The sequence below is a fragment of the Ruegeria sp. AP11 genome (genome assembly GCF_056535865.1).
The window spans coordinates 2,575,693-2,597,036 of the sequence record NZ_JBQFJB010000001.1 but is presented as its reverse complement, the minus strand read 5'-3'; the positions used below and the strand labels follow the sequence as shown (position 1 = coordinate 2,597,036).

At 61.1% G+C, this 21,344-nt stretch carries 28 protein-coding genes and 3 tRNA genes; 14 read left to right on the top strand and 17 right to left on the bottom strand.

The features are described 5' to 3' along the window. Positions 1-44: 44 nt before the first annotated feature. Positions 45-428: an MAPEG family protein gene (locus ACR3E4_RS13065; protein WP_480530050.1), complete on the top strand. Its 384-nt coding sequence runs from the start codon at positions 45-47 to the stop codon at positions 426-428. Between the two features lie 9 nt (positions 429-437). Here the strand turns inward: ACR3E4_RS13065 and ACR3E4_RS13060 are convergent, their stop codons facing one another. After that, positions 438-590 carry a hypothetical protein gene (locus ACR3E4_RS13060; RefSeq protein ID WP_480530052.1) on the bottom strand — a complete coding sequence of 51 codons (153 nt, stop codon included), beginning with the start codon at positions 588-590 and terminating at the stop codon, positions 438-440. Between the two features lie 148 nt (positions 591-738). Here ACR3E4_RS13060 and ACR3E4_RS13055 point away from each other — a divergent pair. From ACR3E4_RS13055 to ACR3E4_RS13045, 3 genes are all read left to right on the top strand, one after another. Continuing rightward, positions 739-813: transfer RNA gene (locus ACR3E4_RS13055), tRNA-Gly, on the top strand. A 34-nt stretch (positions 814-847) separates the two neighbouring features. Beyond that, positions 848-922, top strand: a tRNA-Gly gene (locus tag ACR3E4_RS13050). Between the two features lie 82 nt (positions 923-1,004). Continuing rightward, complete coding sequence (locus ACR3E4_RS13045; RefSeq protein ID WP_480530054.1) at positions 1,005-1,865, top strand: GNAT family N-acetyltransferase; 861 nt, start codon at positions 1,005-1,007, stop codon at positions 1,863-1,865. Here the strand turns inward: ACR3E4_RS13045 and ACR3E4_RS13040 are convergent. Then, complete coding sequence (locus ACR3E4_RS13040) at positions 1,862-2,101, bottom strand: Lrp/AsnC ligand binding domain-containing protein (RefSeq protein WP_170615187.1); 240 nt, start codon at positions 2,099-2,101, stop codon at positions 1,862-1,864. The genes ACR3E4_RS13045 and ACR3E4_RS13040 overlap by 4 nt on opposite strands. A 154-nt stretch (positions 2,102-2,255) precedes the next feature. On the opposite strand from ACR3E4_RS13040, the gene hisB reads away from it, so the two are divergent. Continuing rightward, a complete protein-coding gene (hisB, locus tag ACR3E4_RS13035) occupies positions 2,256-2,843 on the top strand; it encodes an imidazoleglycerol-phosphate dehydratase HisB (protein ID WP_480530056.1) in 588 nt (195 codons plus the stop codon). Further along, positions 2,844-3,482, top strand: a complete 639-nt coding sequence (gene hisH / locus ACR3E4_RS13030) for an imidazole glycerol phosphate synthase subunit HisH (RefSeq protein ID WP_480530058.1) — start codon at positions 2,844-2,846, stop codon at positions 3,480-3,482. A gap of 3 nt (positions 3,483-3,485) precedes the next feature. Here the strand turns inward: hisH and ACR3E4_RS13025 are convergent, their stop codons facing one another. Then, positions 3,486-3,887 (bottom strand): DUF2147 domain-containing protein, encoded by a 402-nt coding sequence (locus ACR3E4_RS13025; RefSeq protein ID WP_480530060.1) that lies wholly within the window; start codon positions 3,885-3,887, stop codon positions 3,486-3,488. Positions 3,888-4,020: 133 nt separating this feature from the next. Between ACR3E4_RS13025 and hisA the strand changes: the two genes are divergently transcribed. Continuing rightward, positions 4,021-4,740: a 1-(5-phosphoribosyl)-5-[(5-phosphoribosylamino)methylideneamino]imidazole-4-carboxamide isomerase gene (hisA, locus tag ACR3E4_RS13020; protein WP_480530062.1), complete on the top strand. Its 720-nt coding sequence runs from the start codon at positions 4,021-4,023 to the stop codon at positions 4,738-4,740. A gap of 4 nt (positions 4,741-4,744) precedes the next feature. Here the strand turns inward: hisA and ACR3E4_RS13015 are convergent, their stop codons facing one another. Then, entirely contained in the window at positions 4,745-5,137 is a 393-nt protein-coding gene (locus ACR3E4_RS13015) for a DUF302 domain-containing protein (protein WP_480530591.1), read from the bottom strand. A gap of 174 nt (positions 5,138-5,311) precedes the next feature. On the opposite strand from ACR3E4_RS13015, the gene hisF reads away from it, so the two are divergent. The 3 genes from hisF to ACR3E4_RS13000 all read left to right on the top strand — a co-directional run bounded on the left by hisF (position 5,312) and on the right by ACR3E4_RS13000 (position 7,028). Further along, entirely contained in the window at positions 5,312-6,073 is a 762-nt protein-coding gene (hisF, locus tag ACR3E4_RS13010; protein WP_480530064.1) for an imidazole glycerol phosphate synthase subunit HisF, read from the top strand. Continuing rightward, positions 6,070-6,387, top strand: coding sequence for a phosphoribosyl-ATP diphosphatase (locus tag ACR3E4_RS13005; RefSeq protein WP_480530066.1), 318 nt, complete (start codon positions 6,070-6,072; stop codon positions 6,385-6,387). Before hisF ends, ACR3E4_RS13005 begins: the two co-directional genes overlap by 4 nt. 74 nt (positions 6,388-6,461) lie before the next feature. Beyond that, the gene (locus ACR3E4_RS13000; protein WP_480530068.1) at positions 6,462-7,028 is read left to right on the top strand and encodes a hypothetical protein; all 567 of its coding nucleotides are present in this window, start codon (positions 6,462-6,464) and stop codon (positions 7,026-7,028) included. A gap of 3 nt (positions 7,029-7,031) precedes the next feature. On the opposite strand, the gene ACR3E4_RS12995 is transcribed toward ACR3E4_RS13000, so the two are convergent. The 4 genes from ACR3E4_RS12995 to rlmB form a co-directional block, all read right to left on the bottom strand. Further along, positions 7,032-7,502, bottom strand: a complete 471-nt coding sequence (locus tag ACR3E4_RS12995; protein WP_480530070.1) for a CoA-binding protein — start codon at positions 7,500-7,502, stop codon at positions 7,032-7,034. Between the two features lie 202 nt (positions 7,503-7,704). Further along, positions 7,705-8,151: a YHS domain-containing (seleno)protein gene (locus tag ACR3E4_RS12990; RefSeq protein WP_480530072.1), complete on the bottom strand. Its 447-nt coding sequence runs from the start codon at positions 8,149-8,151 to the stop codon at positions 7,705-7,707. 91 nt (positions 8,152-8,242) lie between these two features. Then, the gene (locus tag ACR3E4_RS12985) at positions 8,243-8,467 is read right to left on the bottom strand and encodes a hypothetical protein (protein WP_480530074.1); all 225 of its coding nucleotides are present in this window, start codon (positions 8,465-8,467) and stop codon (positions 8,243-8,245) included. Between the two features lie 69 nt (positions 8,468-8,536). Further along, positions 8,537-9,310 carry a 23S rRNA (guanosine(2251)-2'-O)-methyltransferase RlmB gene (gene rlmB / locus ACR3E4_RS12980; RefSeq protein WP_480530076.1) on the bottom strand — a complete coding sequence of 258 codons (774 nt, stop codon included), beginning with the start codon at positions 9,308-9,310 and terminating at the stop codon, positions 8,537-8,539. A gap of 116 nt (positions 9,311-9,426) precedes the next feature. On the opposite strand from rlmB, the gene ACR3E4_RS12975 reads away from it, so the two are divergent. Beyond that, a tRNA-Tyr gene (locus ACR3E4_RS12975) sits at positions 9,427-9,510 on the top strand. Positions 9,511-9,554: 44 nt separating this feature from the next. On the opposite strand, the gene ACR3E4_RS12970 is transcribed toward ACR3E4_RS12975, so the two are convergent. The 6 genes from ACR3E4_RS12970 to ACR3E4_RS12945 form a co-directional block, all read right to left on the bottom strand. Continuing rightward, positions 9,555-10,943, bottom strand: coding sequence for an ArnT family glycosyltransferase (locus ACR3E4_RS12970; protein WP_480530078.1), 1,389 nt, complete (start codon positions 10,941-10,943; stop codon positions 9,555-9,557). Between the two features lie 199 nt (positions 10,944-11,142). Beyond that, positions 11,143-11,667 (bottom strand): DUF2478 domain-containing protein, encoded by a 525-nt coding sequence (locus ACR3E4_RS12965; protein ID WP_480530080.1) that lies wholly within the window; start codon positions 11,665-11,667, stop codon positions 11,143-11,145. Positions 11,668-11,739: 72 nt separating this feature from the next. Next, positions 11,740-12,405, bottom strand: a complete 666-nt coding sequence (locus ACR3E4_RS12960; protein ID WP_480530082.1) for an NnrU family protein — start codon at positions 12,403-12,405, stop codon at positions 11,740-11,742. Between the two features lie 103 nt (positions 12,406-12,508). Continuing rightward, a complete protein-coding gene (locus ACR3E4_RS12955) occupies positions 12,509-14,572 on the bottom strand; it encodes an ABC transporter permease (protein ID WP_480530084.1) in 2,064 nt (687 codons plus the stop codon). Continuing rightward, the gene (locus ACR3E4_RS12950; protein WP_480530086.1) at positions 14,569-15,618 is read right to left on the bottom strand and encodes a quaternary amine ABC transporter ATP-binding protein; all 1,050 of its coding nucleotides are present in this window, start codon (positions 15,616-15,618) and stop codon (positions 14,569-14,571) included. Before ACR3E4_RS12950 ends, ACR3E4_RS12955 begins: the two co-directional genes overlap by 4 nt. Before the next feature lie 10 nt (positions 15,619-15,628). Next, complete coding sequence (locus tag ACR3E4_RS12945) at positions 15,629-16,579, bottom strand: ABC transporter substrate-binding protein (RefSeq protein ID WP_480530088.1); 951 nt, start codon at positions 16,577-16,579, stop codon at positions 15,629-15,631. A 337-nt stretch (positions 16,580-16,916) separates the two neighbouring features. Between ACR3E4_RS12945 and ACR3E4_RS12940 the strand changes: the two genes are divergently transcribed. Beyond that, a complete protein-coding gene (locus ACR3E4_RS12940; RefSeq protein WP_480567084.1) occupies positions 16,917-17,579 on the top strand; it encodes a DNA-3-methyladenine glycosylase I in 663 nt (220 codons plus the stop codon). A gap of 42 nt (positions 17,580-17,621) precedes the next feature. Further along, entirely contained in the window at positions 17,622-18,308 is a 687-nt protein-coding gene (locus ACR3E4_RS12935) for a hypothetical protein (RefSeq protein WP_480530092.1), read from the top strand. 3 nt (positions 18,309-18,311) lie between these two features. Here the strand turns inward: ACR3E4_RS12935 and ACR3E4_RS12930 are convergent, their stop codons facing one another. After that, positions 18,312-18,716: a c-type cytochrome gene (locus tag ACR3E4_RS12930; protein ID WP_480530094.1), complete on the bottom strand. Its 405-nt coding sequence runs from the start codon at positions 18,714-18,716 to the stop codon at positions 18,312-18,314. A gap of 94 nt (positions 18,717-18,810) precedes the next feature. Between ACR3E4_RS12930 and ACR3E4_RS12925 the strand changes: the two genes are divergently transcribed. Continuing rightward, the gene (locus ACR3E4_RS12925; protein WP_480530096.1) at positions 18,811-19,248 is read left to right on the top strand and encodes a DMT family transporter; all 438 of its coding nucleotides are present in this window, start codon (positions 18,811-18,813) and stop codon (positions 19,246-19,248) included. On the opposite strand, the gene ACR3E4_RS12920 is transcribed toward ACR3E4_RS12925, so the two are convergent. Then, on the bottom strand, positions 19,232-19,918 hold the full coding sequence (locus ACR3E4_RS12920) for an ABC transporter ATP-binding protein (protein WP_480530098.1): 687 nt from the start codon (positions 19,916-19,918) through the stop codon (positions 19,232-19,234). The two genes, ACR3E4_RS12925 and ACR3E4_RS12920, sit on opposite strands and share 17 nt — an antisense overlap. Next, the gene (locus tag ACR3E4_RS12915; RefSeq protein ID WP_480530100.1) at positions 19,911-21,197 is read right to left on the bottom strand and encodes a lipoprotein-releasing ABC transporter permease subunit; all 1,287 of its coding nucleotides are present in this window, start codon (positions 21,195-21,197) and stop codon (positions 19,911-19,913) included. Before ACR3E4_RS12915 ends, ACR3E4_RS12920 begins: the two co-directional genes overlap by 8 nt. Positions 21,198-21,344 lie beyond the last annotated feature (147 nt).

The window sequence follows — 21,344 nt, the reverse complement described above, 5'->3', positions numbered from 1 at the left end:
GCCGTTCGGGGAACCGGGCGGCCCTTTCAACATCAGGAGACGCCATGCTGACCATCACCCCGATCTACGCCGCGTTGATCGCCTTTCTGTTTGTTGCGCTCAGCGTGAACGTCATATTGCAACGCCGGGCGGGCAAGATCTCGGTCGGCGACCATGGCGACAAGGCCATGATCAAGGCGATGCGAACACAGGCGAACTGCGCCGAATACGCCCCTTTGGCCTTGCTGCTGATCGCTATGGTCGAGCTGCAGGGCGCTGGCGGGTGGCTGGTGAATTTGCTTGGACTGACGCTATTGGCGGGGCGTCTGCTGCACGCCTACGGCTTTGGCAAGACACCACAGATCATCATCCTGCGCCAGATCGGCATGGGGCTGACATTCGCGGCGATTCTGTTGGCCGCAATTGCGAATCTCGTGCTGGTTTTGTGAGCGCGCGGCTTATCCCGTCAGAACCTGCGCCTGAGCCGAAGGCGCATGGGGCGGGATCGGCTGCACTTCGGCCAGTTCATCGTCGCTTTGACCACAGATAACCGTGGTCAGAACGATCAGCGCAGCCAGTATCGCCATTTTTATGTCTGCGATATCCGTCATTTTGTTTATCCAATCCCTCGTTTCACTAAGCCCTATGCCCATTCAACGCATCAGCCGTGGATTTCCGTCGAAAGATTTTTGCGGCTTTTTGTGTTTTTCCGCTTGCAGCCTCGTGTGGGAATTTATACATCCCTCCTCACTCAACGGCGCGGGCGTAGCTCAGGGGTAGAGCATAACCTTGCCAAGGTTAGGGTCGGGCGTTCGAATCGCCTCGCCCGCTCCATTGAGAGGTCTTCGGACCAACATATGTATCTGATGCGGGCGTAGCTCAGGGGTAGAGCATAACCTTGCCAAGGTTAGGGTCGGGCGTTCGAATCGCCTCGCCCGCTCCAGATACCAAACCTTTCCAACATGCTGGTTCTTTCGCGTCGGGTGCGCCATTCTGGTTGTATTCCGCAATGCAGGATTCAGCTCATGTCCGATTATGTCATCCGCCCGCTTACCGCAGACGAAGTGCAGAAAGCCGTGGATTGGGCCGGGCACGAGGGATGGAACCCCGGCCATCAGGACGCCGCATGTTTTCGCAGCACCGACCCAGAGGGGTTTCTGGGCGGGTTTCTGGATGGCGAGATGATCGCGTCAATCTCGCTCGTTCATTACAACGATGCGTTTGCGTTCCTTGGGTTCTATATCGTTCGACCCGAATATCGCGGCAGTGGCCATGGATATAAACTTTGGCGCCATGCGCTGGATCGCTGTACCGCGGGCAATATCGGGCTGGATGGGGTTGTCGATCAGCAACACAACTATCGCAAATCGGGGTTCAGATTTGCCTATAACAACTATCGCTTTACCGGCATCGCCGGGGACATGCTGAAGGCACTGAATCCATCAACGGGCACCGAACCGCTGACGGCGCTGTCCGAGGGCCTCAGAGACTATGACCGCCAACTCTTCCCCGCCGCGCGCGATGCCTTCCTTCAGGATTGGCTGAACGCTCCGGGGCACATGTCCCGTGTTTTCGTCAGCGATGGGAATATCAAGGGACACGCCACGCTTCGCCCTTGCAGGACCGGGTACAAGGTCGGCCCCTTGTTCGCCGATGACGCAGAGATCGCGCGTACCTTGCTGGCTGACCTTCTGGTCGCCCTGCCCGCCGATCAGGCCGGGCGCGAGGTGTTTATCGACATGCCCCAGCCCAACGCGGCCGCTTTCGCTTTGGCGTCCGAGCTTGGGCTGGAAAAGGTCTTTGAAACCGCGCGGATGTATACCGGCCACGAACCCGAGATTGATCTGGGCCGAATCTTCGGCGTGACGACGTTTGAACTGGGCTAGAACGCCTTGAACGTCATCGTGGTCAGCGAGCGTTCGATATTGGGAATCACCAGCAGGTTTTCGTTGATGAAATGGCCCACATCCTCGGTCTCGGGGATGTAGAGTTTCAGCAGCAGGTCATATTCGCCGCTGGTGGAATAAAGCTCGGAATGGATTTCGCGCAGGGCGATCTCTTCGGCCACTTTATAGGTGGAGCCGGGTTTGCAGCGGATCTGGATGAAAACGCAGGTGGACATGGGCCGGGCCTTGTTGGTTCGTGTTGCCCGCAGGCTGGCACGGGCTGCGTCCGGGTGCAATCCCCTGCAACAGTTTGCGGCGAAGGTGTCAAGCGGTCTGGATAGGCAGCCTTTCCGCGTCTATAAGCGCCCCTGTAGCAAAAGGAATTCGCCCATGCGCAGCGCTCAGATCAGCCGTCAGACCGCCGAGACCGAGATTTCGGTTCAGGTCAATCTGGACGGCACCGGCCAGTATGACAACCAAACCGGCGTCGGGTTCTTTGATCACATGCTGGACCAGTTGGCGCGCCATTCGCTGATCGACATGACGATCCGTGCCAAGGGCGATTATCACATCGATGACCACCACACGGTCGAGGATACCGGGATTGCGCTGGGTCAGGCGTTGACGCAGGCGCTGGGGGACAAGAAGGGTATTCGCCGCTATGGCGAGTGCCATCTGCCAATGGATGACGCGCAGGTGCGCTGTGCGCTCGACCTGTCGGGGCGTCCGTTCCTGATCTGGAATGTGGATCTGCCGACGCAGAAGATCGGCACGTTCGACACCGAGCTGGTGCGCGAGTTCTTTCAGGCACTCAGCACCCATGGCGGCATCACGCTGCATATCGATCAGTTGCACGGCTTCAACAGCCACCACATCACCGAGGCTGCTTTCAAGGCCATCGCCCGCGCCCTGCGCGACGCGGTCGAGACCGATCCGCGCAAGGCGGATGCGATTCCGTCGACCAAGGGCGCGCTGTAAATGCTAACAGCCATCATCGACTACGAGAGCGGCAATCTGCACTCGGCAGAGAAGGCGTTTCAACGCATGGCGCGCGAGATGGACGCTGGCGAGGTCGTCGTGACCTCGGACGCGGATGTCGTGGCACGGGCGGACCGGCTGGTACTGCCCGGCGATGGCGCTTTCCCGGCCTGTGCGGCGGAGCTGCGCGGCCACAAGGGCATCTATGACGCCATGGTCGAGGCGGTCGAGCAGAAGGGCCGCCCGTTTCTGGGCATCTGCGTCGGCATGCAGTTGATGGCGACCACGGGCCTTGAGTATTCCGAGACCGACGGTCTGGGCTGGGTGGCCGGAGATGTTGTCAGGATCGAGCCCTCGGACAGCGCCCTGAAGGTGCCACATATGGGTTGGAACGATCTGGTGCTGGAAAGCGACCACCCGGTCTTTGACGGGGTAAGCTCGGGCGATCACGCCTATTTCGTCCATTCCTACCACTTCCGGGTGACTGATCCGGCAGAGCGGCTGGCTTTCGTAGAGTATGGGCAAGAGGTCACGGCCGTTATTGGCCGCGACACGATGGTTGGGATGCAGTTCCACCCCGAGAAAAGCCAGGATGTCGGCCTGCGCATGATCGGCAACTTCCTGACCTGGGCGCCATAGGCCTTATTCGATGCGGGTCCAGACCTGCCCGCGACAGACCAGACCACCTGCAACGCATCCCTTGACGGTCAGCTTGTTCTGATCGTCCAGCGTCATCTTCGAGCTGTAGGTCTTGTCGCGATCCGGAGCCCAGATCTTGCCGTCATCATAGCTGCCGTCCCCTTCGGGGATCATATCCCAGATGATCTGCTTGCCGAGATTCTCGTATTCCAGTTGCTGGTTACCATCCGCGTCGAAGGCGCTGTCGATGGTGCCGCAGATGGCGCTGCCGCATTCGGCAATCGAAACATGCAGATAGCCCCCGCTATCGCCGGGCGCGGTCTTCCACAACCCGTCCACCGGGTCGGCGGCAAAGGCGCTGGTGGCGAGGGCGGTGAACGCCGCCGCAAGTGTATATCTGTTCATGGCAATCTCCCTGTTTTTCGGCCAGTCTGGCCCGCGAAAGGGCGGTGGGCAAGAATGACTTGGCGTCGCGTTGCGCCCCTGCCCTGCCTGTGCGATATCCCGCGCGTGTAACAGTGATATAGGGCCGCCCGACATGATCCTCTACCCCGCCATCGACCTGAAAGACGGCAATGCCGTGCGCCTGCTGCGCGGTGAAATGGACAAGGCCACCGTGTTCAACGAAGACCCCGCCGCGCAGGCCCGCGCCTTTGTCGAGGCCGGGTGCGAGTGGCTGCATCTGGTCGATCTGAACGGCGCCTTCGCGGGTGAGCCGGTGAACGCCACCCCGGTCGAGGCTATTCTGAAGGCCTGCGACGTGCCCGTACAGCTGGGCGGCGGCATCCGCGACATGGCCACCATTGAAACATGGATCGACAAAGGTCTGGCGCGGGTGATTCTGGGCACCGTGGCGGTGGAAAACCCCGATCTGGTGCGCGAAGCGGCCAAAGCCTTCCCGGGCAAAGTTGCCGTGGGCATCGACGCGCGCAACGGCATGGTCGCCACCAAGGGCTGGGCCGAGGAAACCGACGTGCAGGTCACTGATCTGGCCCGCAGCTTCGAGGACGCGGGCGTGGCCGCCATCATCTACACCGACATCAACCGCGACGGTGCGATGCAAGGCCCGAATATCGAGGCGACGGCAGCGCTGGCGCAGGCGGTGTCGATCCCGGTGATCGCCTCGGGTGGCGTCAGCTCGCTGGGCGATCTGATCGCGTTGCGCGATTGTGGTGTTGAACTGAACGGCGCAATCTCGGGTCGCGCGCTCTATGATGGCGCGATTGACCTGGCTGAGGCCATTCGCGCCCTGAGCTGAGGGATTACTGCGCGGCAGCGGCGGTCAGTTTCGCCAAAGCGCCGCGCATTTTTTCGATGACCGGAGAGTCCTCGACCGCGTCGAGATCATCCATCGTTTCTTTCGGGTCCTCATAGGCCAGCCAGACCTGCCCGTCTGCGTCCTCATAGGCCTGCACCTTCAGCGGCAGGAACAGACCAGCACGCGGGTCGGCCTGCATGGCGGGTGTGCCCAGTTTCGGGTTACCGAAGATCAGCACCTGATTGGCTGGGATGCTCAGCCCCACCTTCTCGGCCCCTGCTGCGTGATCGACACGGGCAAACACGGTCGCGCCCGCATTGCCCACCGCGGCTTCGAGCGCGTCCAGCGCCTCGGCCACGGATTTGTTGGTTTCCACTTTGATGATGTCTTCAGCCATGGCGGACAGTGCGCCTCCGAATGTGAATATTGAAGCCAGAATAAGATGTCGCATCTCGATAATCCTTTTCATGAATTTCACCTCTAAATTCCATGGCTTCACGACAGATCACAATCACAAGTCTGGCATCGGCAGGGCTTTGCCGGTAGAGGTGCCCGCAATAGAGGGCACCCAATGCTGAAAACCCGTATCATTCCCTGTCTGGATGTCGCCGATGGCCGCGTGGTCAAAGGTGTGAATTTCGTTGGCCTGCGCGATGCGGGCGATCCGGTGGAATCGGCCAAGGCCTATGACGCCGCCGGTGCAGACGAGATCTGTTTTCTGGACATCCACGCCACGCATGAAAATCGCGGCACCATGTTCGATGTGGTGCAGCGCACGGCCGAGCAGTGCTTTGTGCCGCTGACCGTGGGCGGTGGCGTGCGCACCAAGGATGATGTGCGCGCCCTGCTGCTGGCGGGGGCGGACAAGGTTAGCTTCAACTCTGCCGCCGTCGCCAACCCGGATGTGATTGCCGAGGCCGCGGACCAGTTTGGCAGCCAGTGCATCGTCTGCGCCATCGACGCCAAGACCGTCAGTCCCGGCAAGTGGGAGATTTTCACCCATGGCGGGCGCAAGCCCACCGGCATAGACGCGGTGGAGTTCGCCAAAACCGTTGTCGCCAAGGGCGCGGGGGAAATCCTGCTGACCTCGATGGATCGCGATGGCACCAAGGCCGGGTTCAACCTGCCCCTGACCCGCGCCATCTCCGACGCCGTGGACGTGCCCGTCATCGCCTCGGGCGGCGTCGGCACTCTGGACCATCTGGTCGAAGGCGTGACCAAGGGCGGGGCCAGCGCGGTGCTTGCCGCCTCGATATTCCATTTCGGCGAATATACCATCCGCGAGGCCAAGGAGCATATGGCCGCCGCCGGCATTCCGATGAGGCTGACATGAGCATCCTGCACGAACTGGCCGCCACCATCGACGCGCGTAAGGGCGCGGACCCCGACAGCAGCTGGACCGCCAAGCTGCTGGCCAAAGGACCTGAGAAATGTGCCGAAAAATTCGGCGAAGAGGCGATTGAGGCGATTATTGAAGCGGTCAAAGGGGATCGTGAGAAACTGACCTCTGAGGCGGCGGATGCGCTTTATCACCTGCTGGTCATGCTGGCCGCGCGCGATGTGGCGCTGGATGATGTTCTGGCCGAACTGGACAGGCGTCAGGGCACGAGCGGCATTGCGGAAAAGGCGGCCAGACCAAAGGGCTGAACTGCCGGGTTTCTTGCAACGATGTCGCTGGCTATACTCGGGCATCGGGACGCAGTGAGGCGAAGGGCACGTGAATGATCAGAGCGTTGGTGTTTGCCGCAGCCCTTGCAACACTTGCCGCCTGCGCTGCGCCTCCGCGCTCGTCTGGGGACGAGGTGCAGCGACTGGCCAGCAAAATCCAAAGCCTGGGCCCCGATATCGACCCGGAAGAGGCGCAGCGGGCGGCGCGGATCGCCTATGCCTATACGGCGCAGTTGGTGCAAGAGTATGAAATCACCGACCCACCCCTGATCCACAACGCCAAGGTCAACAAGGGCCTGCGCCCGCGGGGCCTCTGCTGGCATTGGGCCGAGGATATCGAGCGGCGCCTGGACCTGGAACAATTCCGCACGCTGGAAATGCACCGCGCCATCGCAAATGCGGACAATCCGTTCCGCATCGACCACAGCACTGCCATCATCAGCCGCAAGGGTGAGACGATGTATGACGGCGTTGTGCTGGACCCGTGGCGGTATGGCGGCGTGCTGTTCTGGTCGCCTCTGGTTGAAGACACAAAATATGAGTGGGTCCCGCGTGAGGTGGTGCTGCAGCAACGGCGGATAGAGCAATATGGGGAACTGAAGCCCTATGCGGGCGGCTAGCCGTCAAAGCTTGGACGAAATCACCCCGGTTGCGAAGCCGCCCATGCGCAGTTCGCCAAACAGACGCTGGTATTCGATCTTGGGGCAGCGGTTCATCACCACATCAACGCCACGCGCCTCAGCCTCGGCCGCCGCTTCGGCATGTTCGACGCCGATCTGCATCCAGATGGTGCGCAGGTCGGGAAAAGCTTCTAGCGCCGCATCCACTATCGGCGGCACCGCCTCGGAGCGGCGGAAGATGTCGACCATATCGACGGGCTCGGAAATCTCGGACAATGAGGCCTGCACCGTCTGACCGAACAGCAGCTTGCCCGCATGGCCGGGATTGACCGGTATCACCGTATACCCCTTGAGCGACAGATAACGCGCCACGTAATAGCTGGGCCGCACAGGGTTCATCGACACGCCCACAACAGCGACGGTTTTGGTGCGATGCAGGATGTCTTTCAGAAAGGCGTCGGAATAATCTGGCATGCCCCATCCTTAGCAGGGTTCCAAAAAGAAAAAAGCGCCCAAGAAACCTTGGGCGCCAGTTGTTGGAACGAGGGACAGTGAAATGACCCGCGGCAGTTCCATTCCGCGGTCACTGTGACATTTAAGCATGAGTTTGCTAAAAAAAAGAGGGGGCACGCATTTTTGTGATGACAGATCACGAAAAGCGGAAAATTGCCTGCCGCTAGTAAAGGGCTGCGGGCCAATTGGCCTCGGCCTTGCGGATATTCTGCGACACGTTTTGCTTCCAGATCCGCTCAATCGCTTGCGAATGCGTCAGATAAAGCTTGCCCTGAACGATCTGCCAGGCAGCCGGATCCGTGCTGGAAAGATCGCCATAGATCATCGCGTAGGCGCAATAGCCGCCGAACTGAGGTGCAAAGGCACGTGGGTTGCGCTCGAACCGGTCGCGGTTTTCTTCGGATGCGAATTGCCAGCGCGCGCCTTTCCAGATCAGCGCGATATCGGGATCGCCTTGTACCGGCTCTCCGACCTGAAAGTATGACACCGTATCATAGCCCGAAATAGCTGCCCCGTTATCGGCATAATACATGGGTTTTTCCTGCGCCCGGACCATGGGGGCAACGGCAAGACAGGACAGACTGGTTACAAAGCTACGTCGGGTCAGCATCTGGCGATTCATCGGCTTGGATAATGAAGGTTTTAAGATGCATATTTCACACGGCTGCGAAAACCCCCTATGACGCCGATGTGAACGGATGCTAGTCGAATACGTCCTCGATCACATCCCAGGCTTCATCCAGAACTTTCGAAAACAGGCTTTTCTTCTTTTTCTTACGCTTGGTCTGTTTCAAGGGTTTGCGATCAGGTTTGTATGTCGGCGCAGGTCGTTCGGCCAGCCTGGCCTTGGGCACCATTTTGAGGTTGTGCAGCGGCGCGCCGCAGCTGGAACAGCTAAGCTCGTGCTGCTGCTTGCCTTTCAGCACCAGCGCGGCGCGGGTGCCGCAATAGCAGCAGGTCGCGATTTTATGCGGAGTGGGAATGGGGGCCTCCTGTCATCTGTGCTGGGAAGCATATAGGGCGATTGCCGCGGCATTTGAGACGTTGAGCGAGCCAAATCCCCCCGACGCGTCAATCTTGACCAGTTGATCTACCGTTTCCTTGGTCTTTTGCCGCAGACCCGGCCCTTCGGCCCCCAGCACCAGCGCCACGGGGCGGTCGCGTTTGTCCTGCAAGGCGGTTTCGATGGTCTCGTCCGCCTCGCCATCCAGGCCCAGCACCAGAAAGCCCATGTTCTGCAGTTCGACAATGGTATCGGCCAGATTGCGCACCCGCAGATAGGGCTGCCGTTCCAGCGCACCGCTGGCGGTTTTCGCCAGCGCGCCGGTTTCGGGGGCCGAGTGATGCCGGGTGCCGATCACGGCGCTGGCACCCAGCACCTCGGCCGAGCGCAGAATCGCCCCGACGTTATGCGGGTCAGTCACCCGATCCAGCAGCAGCACGCGCGGGTTTTCACGGCCAATGCAATTCTCGGCCAATCCACCCCAATCCAGCGGCTTCACCTCAAGCGCGGCCCCTTGATGGACCGAACTCGGGTCGATCGGAGCGGTGAATTTGCGCGGATCGACCATTTCAGGTGTGATTCCCGCAAACTCAATGGCTTCGACCAGCTTATCGCCCGCATTCCGGGTCACAATCAGGCGCAGTTTCTGTCGTTTCGGGTTCATCAGCGCATCACGCACGGCGTGCAAACCGAACAGCCAGACGGTTTCCGCAGCCGCCACTTTACGTGCCTGTTCCTTCTGAACGACCCACTTTGGTTTCTTCATGTCACGGGCCTCCGGGCCGGGAATTCGGTTTCCTGCGTCAAAGCGGTATTTTCCTGTTGACGCCCTTTAGACGCGCTAGTAATCACGCCTCCACGTCAGGTGCAACGCCTGACAGTGGGCGACAGGCCGCAAGGTGTGGCAGGGGACTGTAACTCCCTCGCGGAGACGCACGCCTGGTTCGATTCCAGGGTCGCCCACCATCTTCTTTCATCATGTATATCTGTGGAACAGGTTTGGGCTTAACCTAGTCCTTAACGGGCGCGAAAGACAGCGACATCACTTCGCCATCGTCAAAACGATAGGGCTTTGCCAGTGTGACAATGCGCGCTGGATCTATGTCTTTCGGAACTCTTTCTTCAGTCAACCAGACGCGCAGAATGGGCCCTTCGGGTGGCATGCCCCGCTCCATATAGATCGATTGTTCAGGCGCGAAGTAGGCCATGTTCCCGGCCAGCCAATTATGCGCGACGATCGCACTGCCCTGCGGGGTCTGATCCACGATCTGACGCGTCAGATCAGCAAAGGGCGCTGCGCGCTTGGCGTCTCCGACAAGATTATGGTGAAGCATGGCCACTGCAATTAATCCGGCAAGACCAGCGCTTATCTGAACAAATCGACGGGTGCCAATAGCCCCCGTTTGAGGCAACAGCCAAAGCACCAGAGCGGGACCAGCAAAAATCAGGATCGGTTGCAGCCAACGGTCTTTTATATTTGTACTACCGCTGGCCAACACGGCCAGCACCATAAGGACCAGCGCCCAGAACACTATGCGAAACATAAGCCTCGTCAGATCGTCGGCTGAAACGACTGTTCCTTGCTTTCGGCAGGTCAACCAAAGCGCCCCAAGTACAATGAGCAACAGCGATACAAAACCAAGCGCGGCCACCGCAAGCTCTGCCAAACCCTGCAACGCCACAACAAGCGTGAGACCCTCGCTTGACATATTCAGCTTTCGCGCGCTGGCCAAAGCCTCTTCGGGATTGTGCTGAATCCAATGCAGAGGCAGCATCAGCAATACTGTTGCAATGCCCAACGAAGCCAGCATGCGAAGCGAGCAAAGCGGCTTGCGCGTCACCGGATCGCTGAAACCTGCCAGCAGCATAGCCACCAGCGCAATGGCATAGTTGAATTTAGACAGCCCGCCCATCGCGATAACGAGGCCAAACAGAACGAATCCCCAGGTGGTCGGCTTGCGGATCAGCTGCCAAAGTACGGCGAACGTGAGGACAGAACAGAAATTGGCCAATGCCGTATGTGTCAGCGCGCGCTGTGCCTCCCAACTGAACTGATAGAGCATCAATAGCGACAGGATCGCGAGCCCGGACATCAGCGGCGCCTGACGTGTGCGCAGTATCAGGTAGAAGGTGATAACGGTGGCCAGCAGCAACCCGTTCTTCAGGATCGACAATCCAAGAATTCCGGGGCCGGTGACCTGGAAAACCGCCCATTGCAGCCAGGCATACAAAGGCAGTTGAGGGCCGTATCCCCACTCCAGGGTACGGGCATCCAGAAGAATTTCAGCCTCATCCAGACCAAGCGCACCCCCGGTTGCGAGGCGCAGGCCCAACTGCAGCAAAAAATACCCAACGAAGAGCCAGAGCCAGAACCGATGAGTCGACATAAGAGCTGGCATCTGGCTGTCACCAGTCGATGAGGACCCGAGCGGCCCAGTCTGACTCTGTTTCATTTGGCGCCCCGAACCGGCCGGTGCGCCTATAACTCGTCAAGCTACCGGATTGCCATTCTGGCTGAATTTAGACCTGATGTATTGCAACGAGTCCAGTTTTTTTCACGTGTCCGGGTCGCGCGCAAGCGTTGCATCGCGGCAAGGGTCAAGCCGTTCGTTGCGTATCGGTCTGACGAATACTGTCGAGCCAATCGGTCAGGCTGCCGAGGTCAGGGTCCAGCGCATCCGCGATTCTGCCAGCAAATTCCTGAAACCGCTCGATATTGAGCTGGTTGAGGCCGACCAGCACAGGAATGCCACGTTCCAGCGCATCGGCGATGAGCGGGCGGAAACCGCGCCCGTCGGCCTCGTGCTTGCCGAATTTGTTGATGATCAGCAGTTGCGGAGCATTGTCCAGCGACTGTGTCACCAGACCCACGGCGCGTTCCAACTCGGCCGGGTCCAGACGGCAGCCGCGCGCGTTCTTGCCCAGCGATTGCGAGATGCGGATGGTCTCTCCGGTGGGCAACACCTTCAGGTCCATGTCGCATTTATAGCCTTCGGCGCATTCGGTGTTGGTTTGAACCACGCCCGACAACGCGGTACCCGCATCTGTCAAAGCCTCAGCAAACGCGCTGAGCAGGCGGTCGGTCGCGCCGCGGTCGGTGGTTGTGACATAGGCCAGATGCATTTTGGGACCTCAAGACTTCGATTGGTGACAGATCAGATAGCACGGGCGGGGCGGTTCGGCCACTCCAAGGCGCTAGGGCAGCGGGGAAAGCCCGATCACAGGTGTGTGCAGGTGGAGGAGAATCGCGTAACCCGCGATGGCGGCAAGCCAGACCCAGAGACGCGGCCATGGGCGCGGGGGGCGCAGGGAAAGGCGCGCGGTGTTGCGGGACAGACGGTGCCACTCCGGCCCCATAATGCGGGCGGTGCGGCGGTCGATCAGGGTCATGCCCATCGCGGCAAACCCAGCGAACAGGCCGAACAGGATAACGTGTGACAGGCTGCCATTGGCCAGAAGATGCGCCAGCGCCCAAAGCATCAGGGCAACCAGAATCGGATGGCGCGTGGTGCGCAGGATACCGGGGTTTTCCGGGTCGAACGGGCGCTGCCCGAGCCCGCCAAAGGAAAACGGGTTCTGGATCGACAGCCCGGCAACGGCCAGCCAGCAAACGACGGGCATGACCAGCACGGGCAGCCACCGGAAGACGGTGAGCGGCGGGATGACCTCGACATAAGGTGCGTTGGCGGCGGCGATGATCAGCCAGCCCAGAACCGCCAGCGACACCAGCGAATAAGCAGTGAAATAGCCGGTGCGGCCCAAAGTGCCGATCAGCCAGCCGCGCACCGCCGGGCGCGCCGGGATCATGTGGCTGAGCAGAAAGGTGGCGAGCGCTGCGAGGAAAAGGCCCCAACCGGTCATGATAGTCTCCGAACGTGTTGCGCCCGGTTTAGATCGTGGCGGCGGACGGGTCTTTGTCCGAAATCAAGTGAGGCATGGGGCGGTTGCCCGCCCCTGCCTTGTTTTACAGACCCAAAGCCTTACGTCGTTCCTCGGCAAAGCCCTGCACCATGCGGTCGGCGATCAGCGCGAGGATGGCCATCGCCGCCCCGGCTGAGATGCCAAGCCCCACATCCGCCTGCCCCAGCGCCAGATAGATCGACTGGCCCAGACCGGTGGTGCCGATCAGCGCCGCGATCACCAGCATGGCGAAGGCATAGAGGATGGTCTGGTTCAGCCCCAGCAGGATGGTCGGCGCGGCATAGGGCGCGCGCACGTCGCGCATGATCTGCCACTCGGTCGCGCCGCTGGAGATGGCGGCCTCCATCATCTCATCCGGTGTGTTGACCAGCCCGTGCCGCGTATAGCGGATCATCGGGACGATGGCATAGGCGCAGATGGCAAGGAAGGCCGAGAACTCTCCGATCTGGAACACCATCAGCACCGGGATCAGGAACACGAACAGCGGGATCGTCTGCAGCATGTCGCAGATCGGGCGCACGATAGTCCAGACCGGCGACCAGACCGCGCTGGCCAAACCGATCAGCCCGCCCAGTACGGCGCAGAAGAACACCGCAGCGCCGCTGAGGTAGAGCGACAGCAAGGCGCGTTCCCACAGGCCCGAGACAAGGATGGTGCAGAGCAGACCCACCGACAGCGCCGCCAGACGCCAGCCGCCCGCGACCCAGCCCAGCGCAGCAGCGCCGGTCAGGACAAAGGGCCATGGCAGGTTGGCGATGCCGGTTTCCAGCATGCCGATCAGAATCAGAACCACCAGCCCTCCGGTCAGGTGACCACGCCATGCCATAAGCAGCGCGATTGCGGCACCAATGGCAAAGAGGCCGAAGCTCATGGCCGATGTCCACTGGAAGCCCCAGGTGAAAGGCAGCACCGCTTGGTCCAGTCCGATCCGCAGCGGCAGCAGCACATAGAACAGCGAGTTGTTCTTGAGCGCATCCAGCCACGGCCCGTTGGCCTGTGTGAACGCGGTCAGGCCGCTGTCAATGGCCCCGGCCATTGGGTCCAGCACGGTCAGCTCGGACGGGTTGGGCAACCACGCCCAAAAGGCGGCTGTGAACAGAACGGCAAAGCCCAGCATCGCCCAGACGACGCGGCTGTCATAGCGTTTGCGCTCGGTGGCCAGAGTACCGCTCATCCGGTCGATCACCACGGCGAAGACGACGATGACCAGACCGGCCATCAGGGATTCGCCGAACTGCGCCTTGCGCATGGTCAACAGAACCTCCCAGCCGATGTCGTTGAAACCGCCGATGACGGCTGCGATGATCACCATCGACAGGGCCGCCATAAGGCATTGGTTCACGCCGACCATGATCTGCGTCGTGGCCGCCGGGATTTCGACCTGAAACAGTTGTTGGATCCGAGTGCCGCCGGACATGATGGCGGCCTCCTTGATCTCGGATTCCACCCGTTCCAGCCCCAACATCACGTTGCGCGCCATCGGCGGCGCCGCATAGATGGCCGAGGCGATCAGGCCAACCACCGGGCCAAAGCCAAACAGCAACAGCAGCGGAGTCAGATAGGCAAAGGTCGGCACCGTCTGCATGATGTCCAGCACCGCCTGCACAAATGACTTCACCCGCGGCACTTCATTCGCGAGGATGCCGATCGCGCCGCCCATGATCAGCGCCACGGGCACGGACACGGCGACGAGGGCGAGCGTATTCATGCTCTCGGCCCAATAGCCCGAAGCCAGCACGAAGCTGAGGCCGACAAAGCCCAGCGCCGCCATCGGCAGGCCACCCAGATACCAGCCCAGCGCGGTGACGAGACCGATCAGGATCGGCCACGGGGTGTTCCCCAGCACGAAGTTGGCGGCATTCATCGGATAGGTCATCAGGTCTGAAAACAGCCGCATCGCCGGTTTGATGCCATTCAGAAACCAGTCGAGAAAGGCCCCAACCCATTGGGTTGCAGGCAATTCCCACGCCGCGGGCCATTTGACCAGCCACGGGGCGACGCCTTCCAGTGCAAGGCAAACCGCGCCGATGATCACCGTGATCAGCGCCGCCTGCGCGCCCGCCGTCAACCGCGCCTGCCGCGCGGGGATGTCCGTGACGGCGGTCATGTTTCGTCAACCTGCAAGGCAGCGGCCAGATCGGACGGATGCACGGTGCCCACCACATTGCCCTCGGCATCGCGCACCGGCACCGGTTCATACAGTTCCATGCAATGCGCCAGAGCGGCATCGAGCGTCATCGAAGTGGTCAGACCCGGATCATCCGGCCCACATTCCGCCTGATCCCGCATCACCGAGGCGACCTTGGCGTGCTGACCTTTGGCCACGTCCTTCGAGAATTCGCGCACATAGTCGTCCACCGGGCGCAGTACGATATCTGTCGGCGTGCCGATCTGAACGATCTTACCATCGCGCATGATGGCGATGCGGTCGGCCAATTTCAGCGCCTCTTGGATATCGTGAGTGATGAAGACGATGGATTTCTTCAGCGTCGCCTGAATGCGCAGGAATTCGTCCTGCAACTGGCGGCGGATCAGCGGATCGAGGGCCGAGAACGGCTCATCCAGAAACCAGATATCGGGATTCACAGCCAGCGAACGCGCGATCCCCACACGCTGGCGTTGACCGCCGGAAAGCTGCCGGGGGAAACTGCCTTCGCGGCCTTCCAGACCGACCAGCGAAATCACTTCCTGCGCGCGGGCCAGCCGTTCCTTTTTGCTCACGCCCTGTACACGCAGCGGATAGGCCACGTTTTCGGCCACGGTCATATGCGGGAACAGGCCGAAATGCTGGAACACCATGCCCAGCTTTTTGCGGCGCAGCTCGGTCAGGGCCTTCTTGGAGGCCCCCATGACGTTCTCGCCATCCACGCGGATTTCGCCCCCGGTGCCCGGCAGCAGTTGCGAGATACAGCGGATCAGCGTCGACTTGCCCGAGCCCGAAAGGCCCATGATGACGAACAGCTCGCCCTCGCGCACTTCGAAATTGGCATCCTGAACGGCGGGGATGAACCCGGCTTCGCGCAGATCGGTGGCGGCTTTGTCGGCGTCATTCCCTGACCGAGACAGCGCGTCGGTCAGGGCTTTGTCAGCACCGGTGCCAAACACCTGCCAGAGATTCTGGCAGGCGATGGCTGGCGTCGTAGCGTCAGTCACTTAGGCTGGCTCACTTCGTTGCCGCGTCTACGACCGGACGCCACTTGTCTTCGTTTTCAGCCATCCATGCAGCGACGACTTCTTCGACGGCACCGCCGTCAACATCAATCGCACCCATCATCGGTTGCTGGTCTTCAACCGCCAACTGATAGTTGGTCAGGATTTCATAAGCGGCGGGCCATTTTTCTTCCATGCCGCTCCAACCGGCCTTGAAGATGCGCGAGGGCGAGAAATCACAGTCGTTGACCGCGTTGGGGTTCGGGCCCCATGCGGGATCGTTAAAGCACGCCTCTTCACCCGCAGGCAGGTCGACGAACTGTACGTCATAGGCCGACATCGCCCAATGCGGCTGCCAGAAGGTGATCAGCAGCGGCGACTTGCGCTCGGTCGAGGCGCGCAGTTCCGCGATCAGCGCGCCTTCGGACCCCGCAGGAACCGCTTTGAACGGCAGCTCAAGGCCAGTCATGCGATCTGCGCCGGGGGTGCCCCAATCGGCCGGGTAGTCGACCAGACGGCCACCGGGCAGGGTTTCAGCCGTGGCGAAGACCTGCGCACAATCCTTCAGCGCTTCCCATGCGGGCAGGCCCGGGCACAGCTCGGCCACATGCGCGGGATAGGCAATGCCTTCTTTCGCGTTGAGACCCAGATCACCGATTTCAACCACGGTGCCTTCGTCGATCTTCTTGGCATATTCGTCGGATACGTTGGACGACCAGATTTCCAGCGTCGCATCGATGTCGCCATCGGCCAACGCCTGGAACTGATTCATCATGCCGGCGGTCACGTATTCCACGTTGTAGCCTGCGGCCTTCAGCATCTCACCCGCCACATGGGTGGTCACGTGCTGACCGGTCCATTCGTTGATCGCCAGTTTGATCGGCTCGTCCACTGCGCCCATATCGGCGGCATGGGCCGATCCTGCAACGGCGATGGCCAAAAGGCTTACGCTAAGCTTTTTCATGAGTTTACTCCCTGTTTTGTTCTGCTTGCCCGTCGTCACACCATCGCGCGCCCGGGGAATTCTGTGGTGATACACCTGTCGCAACATGCACAAATTCGATTGGAAAAGGAAAGGGAACACTATCAATAACCGCCACTTTCTGCGTCGCGGTCGGATCAGTTCTCTCCCCCTACCCCATCTACACTGTGCCGCATACGCCCGGCATCTTACATTCGGACAGGTTAGGGATATTGATTGACTAGTCAATTATAAAACGACTCCAACGTATCTACGTCAACTTTCCCCTTGTCAGACCGGCGCAAAAAGGACCAACCTTACCGCGCGGAGGGATCTGGCGATGCATCATTTTGACGATATCTACACCATGGCCGCTGACCGTCATGGCGGTCCCGACGCGTTGGAATCGAAGCTGGGCAAACCGAAACCCCCTGCCGAGCTTGCGGCAATGCCCGAGGACCGGTGGCTGTCGATCATCACCAAGACCGTGTTTCAGGCCGGTTTCAACTGGAAGGTCATCGAGTCGAAATGGGACGGGTTCGAGACCGCTTTTGACGGTTTCGATGTCGGACGCTGCGCGTTCATGGATGACGAGAAATTCGATTCCTTGCTGCAAGACACCCGGATTGTGCGCAATGGCACCAAGATTGCCGCCGTGCGCGACAACGCGACCTTTCTGCTGGAACTGAGGGAAGAAGGCGGCGCCGGGAAGGTTCTGGGCGGCTGGCCCTCCGAAGATTTCATCGGATTGCTGGCAATGCTGGGCAAACGTGGCTCCCGGCTGGGCGGAACGACCGCCCAGTTCGCTATGCGCTTTGCCGGGCGGGATGGCTTCATGCTGTCGCGTGACGTGACCGCCCGTCTGATTGCCGAAGGGGTGATCGACAAACCGGCCACGTCAAAAAAGGCCATGACCGCCGTGCAGGGGGCCTTCAACACCTGGATGGACCAATCCGGGCGTTCGCTGACGGAAATCAGCCGGGTTCTGGCAATGAGCCTGTGAAAACGGCTTGCAGAGCAAGGCGGGCGCATTAGGCTTTCAAACATGGTTCGCCCCCTTCTGATTTTGATCCTGCTGTTATTCGCTTCCTGCGGTCGCCCCCTGACCGAGCAGGAACGCGCATTTGCCGGGAACATTCAGGGGGATACGCTGAACCTTGATCGCGTGCGTCTGGTCGAAGGCGCACCGGTCGCGGCGATCACTTATACGCGCAAGGCCCGGCCACGGCTGGCCTGCCGCGAGCGGATATTGCCGCCCGTGAAAGAGGAAACCGTTACCGGAAAGCCCGCCGCCGTGGCGCTGTTCAACCGGGTGTATTTTACCCGCGACTGGTACCTGGACGACTACATGTCCCAATATCCCGAGCGAGTGAACCTGATCGCCGCGATGCTGCTGGCACATGAGCTGACCCATATCTGGCAATGGCAGAATCGCGATACCACCGGCTATCACCCCTTGCGCGCAGCGGCTGAGCACGGGCGCAACGATGACCCCTACCTGTTCGATCTGGGAACCTCAGCCGATTTCCTGTCCTACGGCTTTGAACAGCAAGGCGCGATTGTCGAGGAATATGTCTGCTGCCGCGCGCTGGACCCGGATGCGCCGCGCACCAAACGGCTGCATGACATGCTGAGCGCGCATTTCGATGTCGCGACCCTGCCCGGCAGCAGGCGCGAAAGTGCCGTGCAACTGCCATGGGCAGGGGCCGAGGTTGAGGGTATCTGCCGCTGAGGCTCAGCCCTCTTGCAGGGTTTTCAGATAGGCAACCAGATCGACGATGGGCTTGCTGGTCAGGATCGGCTGCCCGGCCGGGGTTTTGATCGCCGTGTCATTGCCTTCGAAGAACGGGCCGTAGACAGGCATGGGGCTGCCATGACTGACCAGTGGATCCCGCCCGTCGATCCGCGCCACCACGCGGGCGATGGGAAAGACGCCATCCGCATCAGCCAGGGTCTTCAGGTTCGTCGGCTGGATCACCAGCACCCCCGCCATTGGGCCATGCCCGGTCGCCTCAAGCCCGTGACAGGAAGCGCAATAGTGCTGATACAGCTCGGCCCCGGCCTCGACGTCCTGCGCCCGCACAGCAGGGGCTGCCACGGTCAAAGCCACCAGACATGTCGTGAGTAACCGGTTTGTCATCGCATCCTCCGCTACAATCAGGCATTTACAGGCTTGCCCGGCAGCCGCCATGACGCAATGATCCAGATCAACGAGGCCGGCAGGGAGTCCCGAAATGACACAGTACGCAGCCATCATGCTGGCAGCCGGATTCGGCATTCCGATTCTCGCGGCCCTGAACGCGGCGTTGGGTAAGCTGATCGACTCGCCCACGACCGCCGCTGTCATCCTCTTCGCCATCGCCCTTGCGGCCTCGGCGCTGACATTGATCCTTCTGCCCGGAGGTCAGGCGTTTGCCAAGGCCGCGCAGGCCCCCAAGCACCTGTTCCTGGCGGGCGTCCTGATCGCCTTTTACGTGCTGTCGATCACCCATGTCGCCCCGCATTTCGGGGTCGGCAATGCGGTGTTTTTCGTGCTGCTGGGGCAGTTGATCAGCGCGGCGGCCATCGACCATTTCGGCCTGTTTGGCGCGCAGGTCACTCCGTTGTCATGGATACGGGCGGGGGGTATTGCGGTGATGGCCGCTGGCGTCGCGATCACTCAGCTGGCCTGAGCACGCCGCCCTCCAGCCGCAACATCCGATCCATCCGCGCCGCCAGATCAAGGTTGTGCGTGGCAATCAGCGCCGAGAGGCCTTCGTCCCGCACCAACGCCATGAGCGCCGCGAAGACCTGATCCGAGGTGTCCGGGTCAAGATTTCCCGTCGGTTCATCCGCCAGCAGCACGCGCGGCTGATTGGCCAGCGCCCGGCAGAAGGCCACCCGCTGTTGTTCCCCGCCCGACAAGGCGGCTGGCCGGTGATCTGCGCGCGCGGCGACGCCGACGTGGTCGAGCAACTGCATCGCCCGCGCCTGCGCCGCTTTTTCGGACGCGCCGTTGGCCAGTTGCGGCAGCACGATGTTTTCCAGCGCCGTGAACTCGGGCAAAAGATGGTGGAACTGATAGACAAAGCCGACATCGCGCCGCCGGATCGCCGTACGTGTACGATCCCCCTTGCCCGAGGCCCCCTGCCCGGCAATCTCGACCGTGCCCGTATCTGGCGTATCCAGCAGGCCCGCGATATGCAGCAGGGTCGACTTGCCCGCGCCCGAAGGCGCAACCAGCGCCACGGCCTCACCGGCACGCAGTTCCAGATCAGCGCCGCGCAGCACCTGAACCTCGCCGGGGGTGCCTTGCAGATAGGTCTTGGTCAGACCGCTGAGCCTCAGCGTCACATCATTCATAGCGCAGCGCCTCGACCGGATTCAGCCGCGCCGCGCGGCGGGCCGGGAAATAAGTGACAAGGAAGGACAGGCCCAGCGACAGGCCGATGGCCTTCAGAACATCGCTCAGATGCAGTTCGGCGGGCAAGGCATAGATGCCGCGAATGGAGGGGTCCCAGACGCCACCGCCCATGACGTAGTTCACAAACGAGAAGATCGGGTCGATATAGATGGCGAACAGGCAGCCCAGAATGACCCCCATCACGGTGCCGATGATGCCGGTAAAGGCCCCGCAGATGAAGAACACCCGCAACACCGAGCCTTCGCTGAGTCCTATTGTGCGCAGAATGCCGATGTCGCGGCCCTTGTTCTTCACCAGCATGATCAGGCCCGAGACGATGTTCATCGCCGCGATCAGTACGAGGATCGACAGGATGATGAACATCACGTTGTCTTCGACCTCCAGCGCGCGCAGGAACCCGCCCGAGGCATCCTGCCAGGTCCAGATCTGGCTGCGCTCTCCGGCGGCTTCAAGGATCGGGATCAGGATCGGGGTCAGTTCTTCGGGGCGTTCGACCATCACCTCGATCTCATCGGCCACGCCTTCGCGATTGAAGAAACTCTGTGCCTCGACAAATGGCATATAGACGCGGGTGCGGTCGATGTCATAGCGCCCGGCCGAGAAGACATAGACCACTTCATAGGCATTCACGCGCGGAGACGTCCCGAACGCGGTTTTCACCCCGTTGGGCGAGGTCAGTTTGACCCGATCCCCCACCGTCGCCCCGATGGACCGCGCCACGCCCGAGCCGATGGCGATACCGTCGGCGAACCGGGACAGGTCACCATAGGCCTGTTCGCTTTCGGCAATGCCCGGCAGGTCGGCCAGATCGTCAGGACGGATGCCAAAGACCTGCACCCCGGCGCTGCGGTCGGCGTTGGTGATCAACACCTGCCCTTTGACCAGCGGAGCGGCACGCTCGACCCCCGGCACTTGCGCGATCCGATCCGCCATGCCGTCGAAATCGGCGATGGTGCGATCCAACCGGCCCTGCGCGGTGACCTCACCTGCAGAGAACACCGTGACATGCGCGTTGGCCCCCAGAATGGTGCCCACGAATTCCGAGCGAAACCCGGACCGCACCGCCAACGTGGCGATCAGGGCAAACACCGCCAGAGTGATCCCGATCAGCGAAATCCAGGTCATCACGCTGACGCCGCCCTCGGCGCGGCGGGCGCGCAGATAACGCCAGGCGATTTTCCATTCGAATGGAGCGAAGGGCGGTGGTGTCTTGGCCATGCTGCCTCGGTGATCAGTTCGGCGCGACCCTTTCGGCATTTGGCCCGATGGTCAAGCCGGTTCTCGCCACACGAACCCGGGCAGGCATTTCTACGGTCATTGGGCGTGGTACGGCTTCCGAATCGATTTGCAATAACGCCGCGAGGC

Bases quoted from the DNA above. Each gene is read 5' to 3' on its own strand.
- ACR3E4_RS13065 (WP_480530050.1), top strand. From the start codon at position 45: ATGCTGACCATCACCCCGATCTACGCCGCGTTGATCGCCTTTCTGTTT.
- ACR3E4_RS13060 (WP_480530052.1), bottom strand. From the start codon at position 590: ATGACGGATATCGCAGACATAAAAATGGCGATACTGGCTGCGCTGATC.
- ACR3E4_RS13045 (WP_480530054.1), top strand. From the start codon at position 1,005: ATGTCCGATTATGTCATCCGCCCGCTTACCGCAGACGAAGTGCAGAAA.
- ACR3E4_RS13040 (WP_170615187.1), bottom strand. From the start codon at position 2,101: ATGTCCACCTGCGTTTTCATCCAGATCCGCTGCAAACCCGGCTCCACC.
- hisB (WP_480530056.1), top strand. From the start codon at position 2,256: ATGCGCAGCGCTCAGATCAGCCGTCAGACCGCCGAGACCGAGATTTCG.
- hisH (WP_480530058.1), top strand. From the start codon at position 2,844: ATGCTAACAGCCATCATCGACTACGAGAGCGGCAATCTGCACTCGGCA.
- ACR3E4_RS13025 (WP_480530060.1), bottom strand. From the start codon at position 3,887: ATGAACAGATATACACTTGCGGCGGCGTTCACCGCCCTCGCCACCAGC.
- hisA (WP_480530062.1), top strand. From the start codon at position 4,021: ATGATCCTCTACCCCGCCATCGACCTGAAAGACGGCAATGCCGTGCGC.
- ACR3E4_RS13015 (WP_480530591.1), bottom strand. From the start codon at position 5,137: ATGGCTGAAGACATCATCAAAGTGGAAACCAACAAATCCGTGGCCGAG.
- hisF (WP_480530064.1), top strand. From the start codon at position 5,312: ATGCTGAAAACCCGTATCATTCCCTGTCTGGATGTCGCCGATGGCCGC.
- ACR3E4_RS13005 (WP_480530066.1), top strand. From the start codon at position 6,070: ATGAGCATCCTGCACGAACTGGCCGCCACCATCGACGCGCGTAAGGGC.
- ACR3E4_RS13000 (WP_480530068.1), top strand. From the start codon at position 6,462: ATGATCAGAGCGTTGGTGTTTGCCGCAGCCCTTGCAACACTTGCCGCC.
- ACR3E4_RS12995 (WP_480530070.1), bottom strand. From the start codon at position 7,502: ATGCCAGATTATTCCGACGCCTTTCTGAAAGACATCCTGCATCGCACC.
- ACR3E4_RS12990 (WP_480530072.1), bottom strand. From the start codon at position 8,151: ATGCTGACCCGACGTAGCTTTGTAACCAGTCTGTCCTGTCTTGCCGTT.
- rlmB (WP_480530076.1), bottom strand. From the start codon at position 9,310: ATGAAGAAACCAAAGTGGGTCGTTCAGAAGGAACAGGCACGTAAAGTG.
- ACR3E4_RS12970 (WP_480530078.1), bottom strand. From the start codon at position 10,943: ATGCCAGCTCTTATGTCGACTCATCGGTTCTGGCTCTGGCTCTTCGTT.
- ACR3E4_RS12965 (WP_480530080.1), bottom strand. From the start codon at position 11,667: ATGCATCTGGCCTATGTCACAACCACCGACCGCGGCGCGACCGACCGC.
- ACR3E4_RS12960 (WP_480530082.1), bottom strand. From the start codon at position 12,405: ATGACCGGTTGGGGCCTTTTCCTCGCAGCGCTCGCCACCTTTCTGCTC.
- ACR3E4_RS12955 (WP_480530084.1), bottom strand. From the start codon at position 14,572: ATGACCGCCGTCACGGACATCCCCGCGCGGCAGGCGCGGTTGACGGCG.
- ACR3E4_RS12945 (WP_480530088.1), bottom strand. From the start codon at position 16,579: ATGAAAAAGCTTAGCGTAAGCCTTTTGGCCATCGCCGTTGCAGGATCG.
- ACR3E4_RS12940 (WP_480567084.1), top strand. From the start codon at position 16,917: ATGCATCATTTTGACGATATCTACACCATGGCCGCTGACCGTCATGGC.
- ACR3E4_RS12935 (WP_480530092.1), top strand. From the start codon at position 17,622: ATGGTTCGCCCCCTTCTGATTTTGATCCTGCTGTTATTCGCTTCCTGC.
- ACR3E4_RS12930 (WP_480530094.1), bottom strand. From the start codon at position 18,716: ATGACAAACCGGTTACTCACGACATGTCTGGTGGCTTTGACCGTGGCA.
- ACR3E4_RS12925 (WP_480530096.1), top strand. From the start codon at position 18,811: ATGACACAGTACGCAGCCATCATGCTGGCAGCCGGATTCGGCATTCCG.
- ACR3E4_RS12920 (WP_480530098.1), bottom strand. From the start codon at position 19,918: ATGAATGATGTGACGCTGAGGCTCAGCGGTCTGACCAAGACCTATCTG.
- ACR3E4_RS12915 (WP_480530100.1), bottom strand. From the start codon at position 21,197: ATGGCCAAGACACCACCGCCCTTCGCTCCATTCGAATGGAAAATCGCC.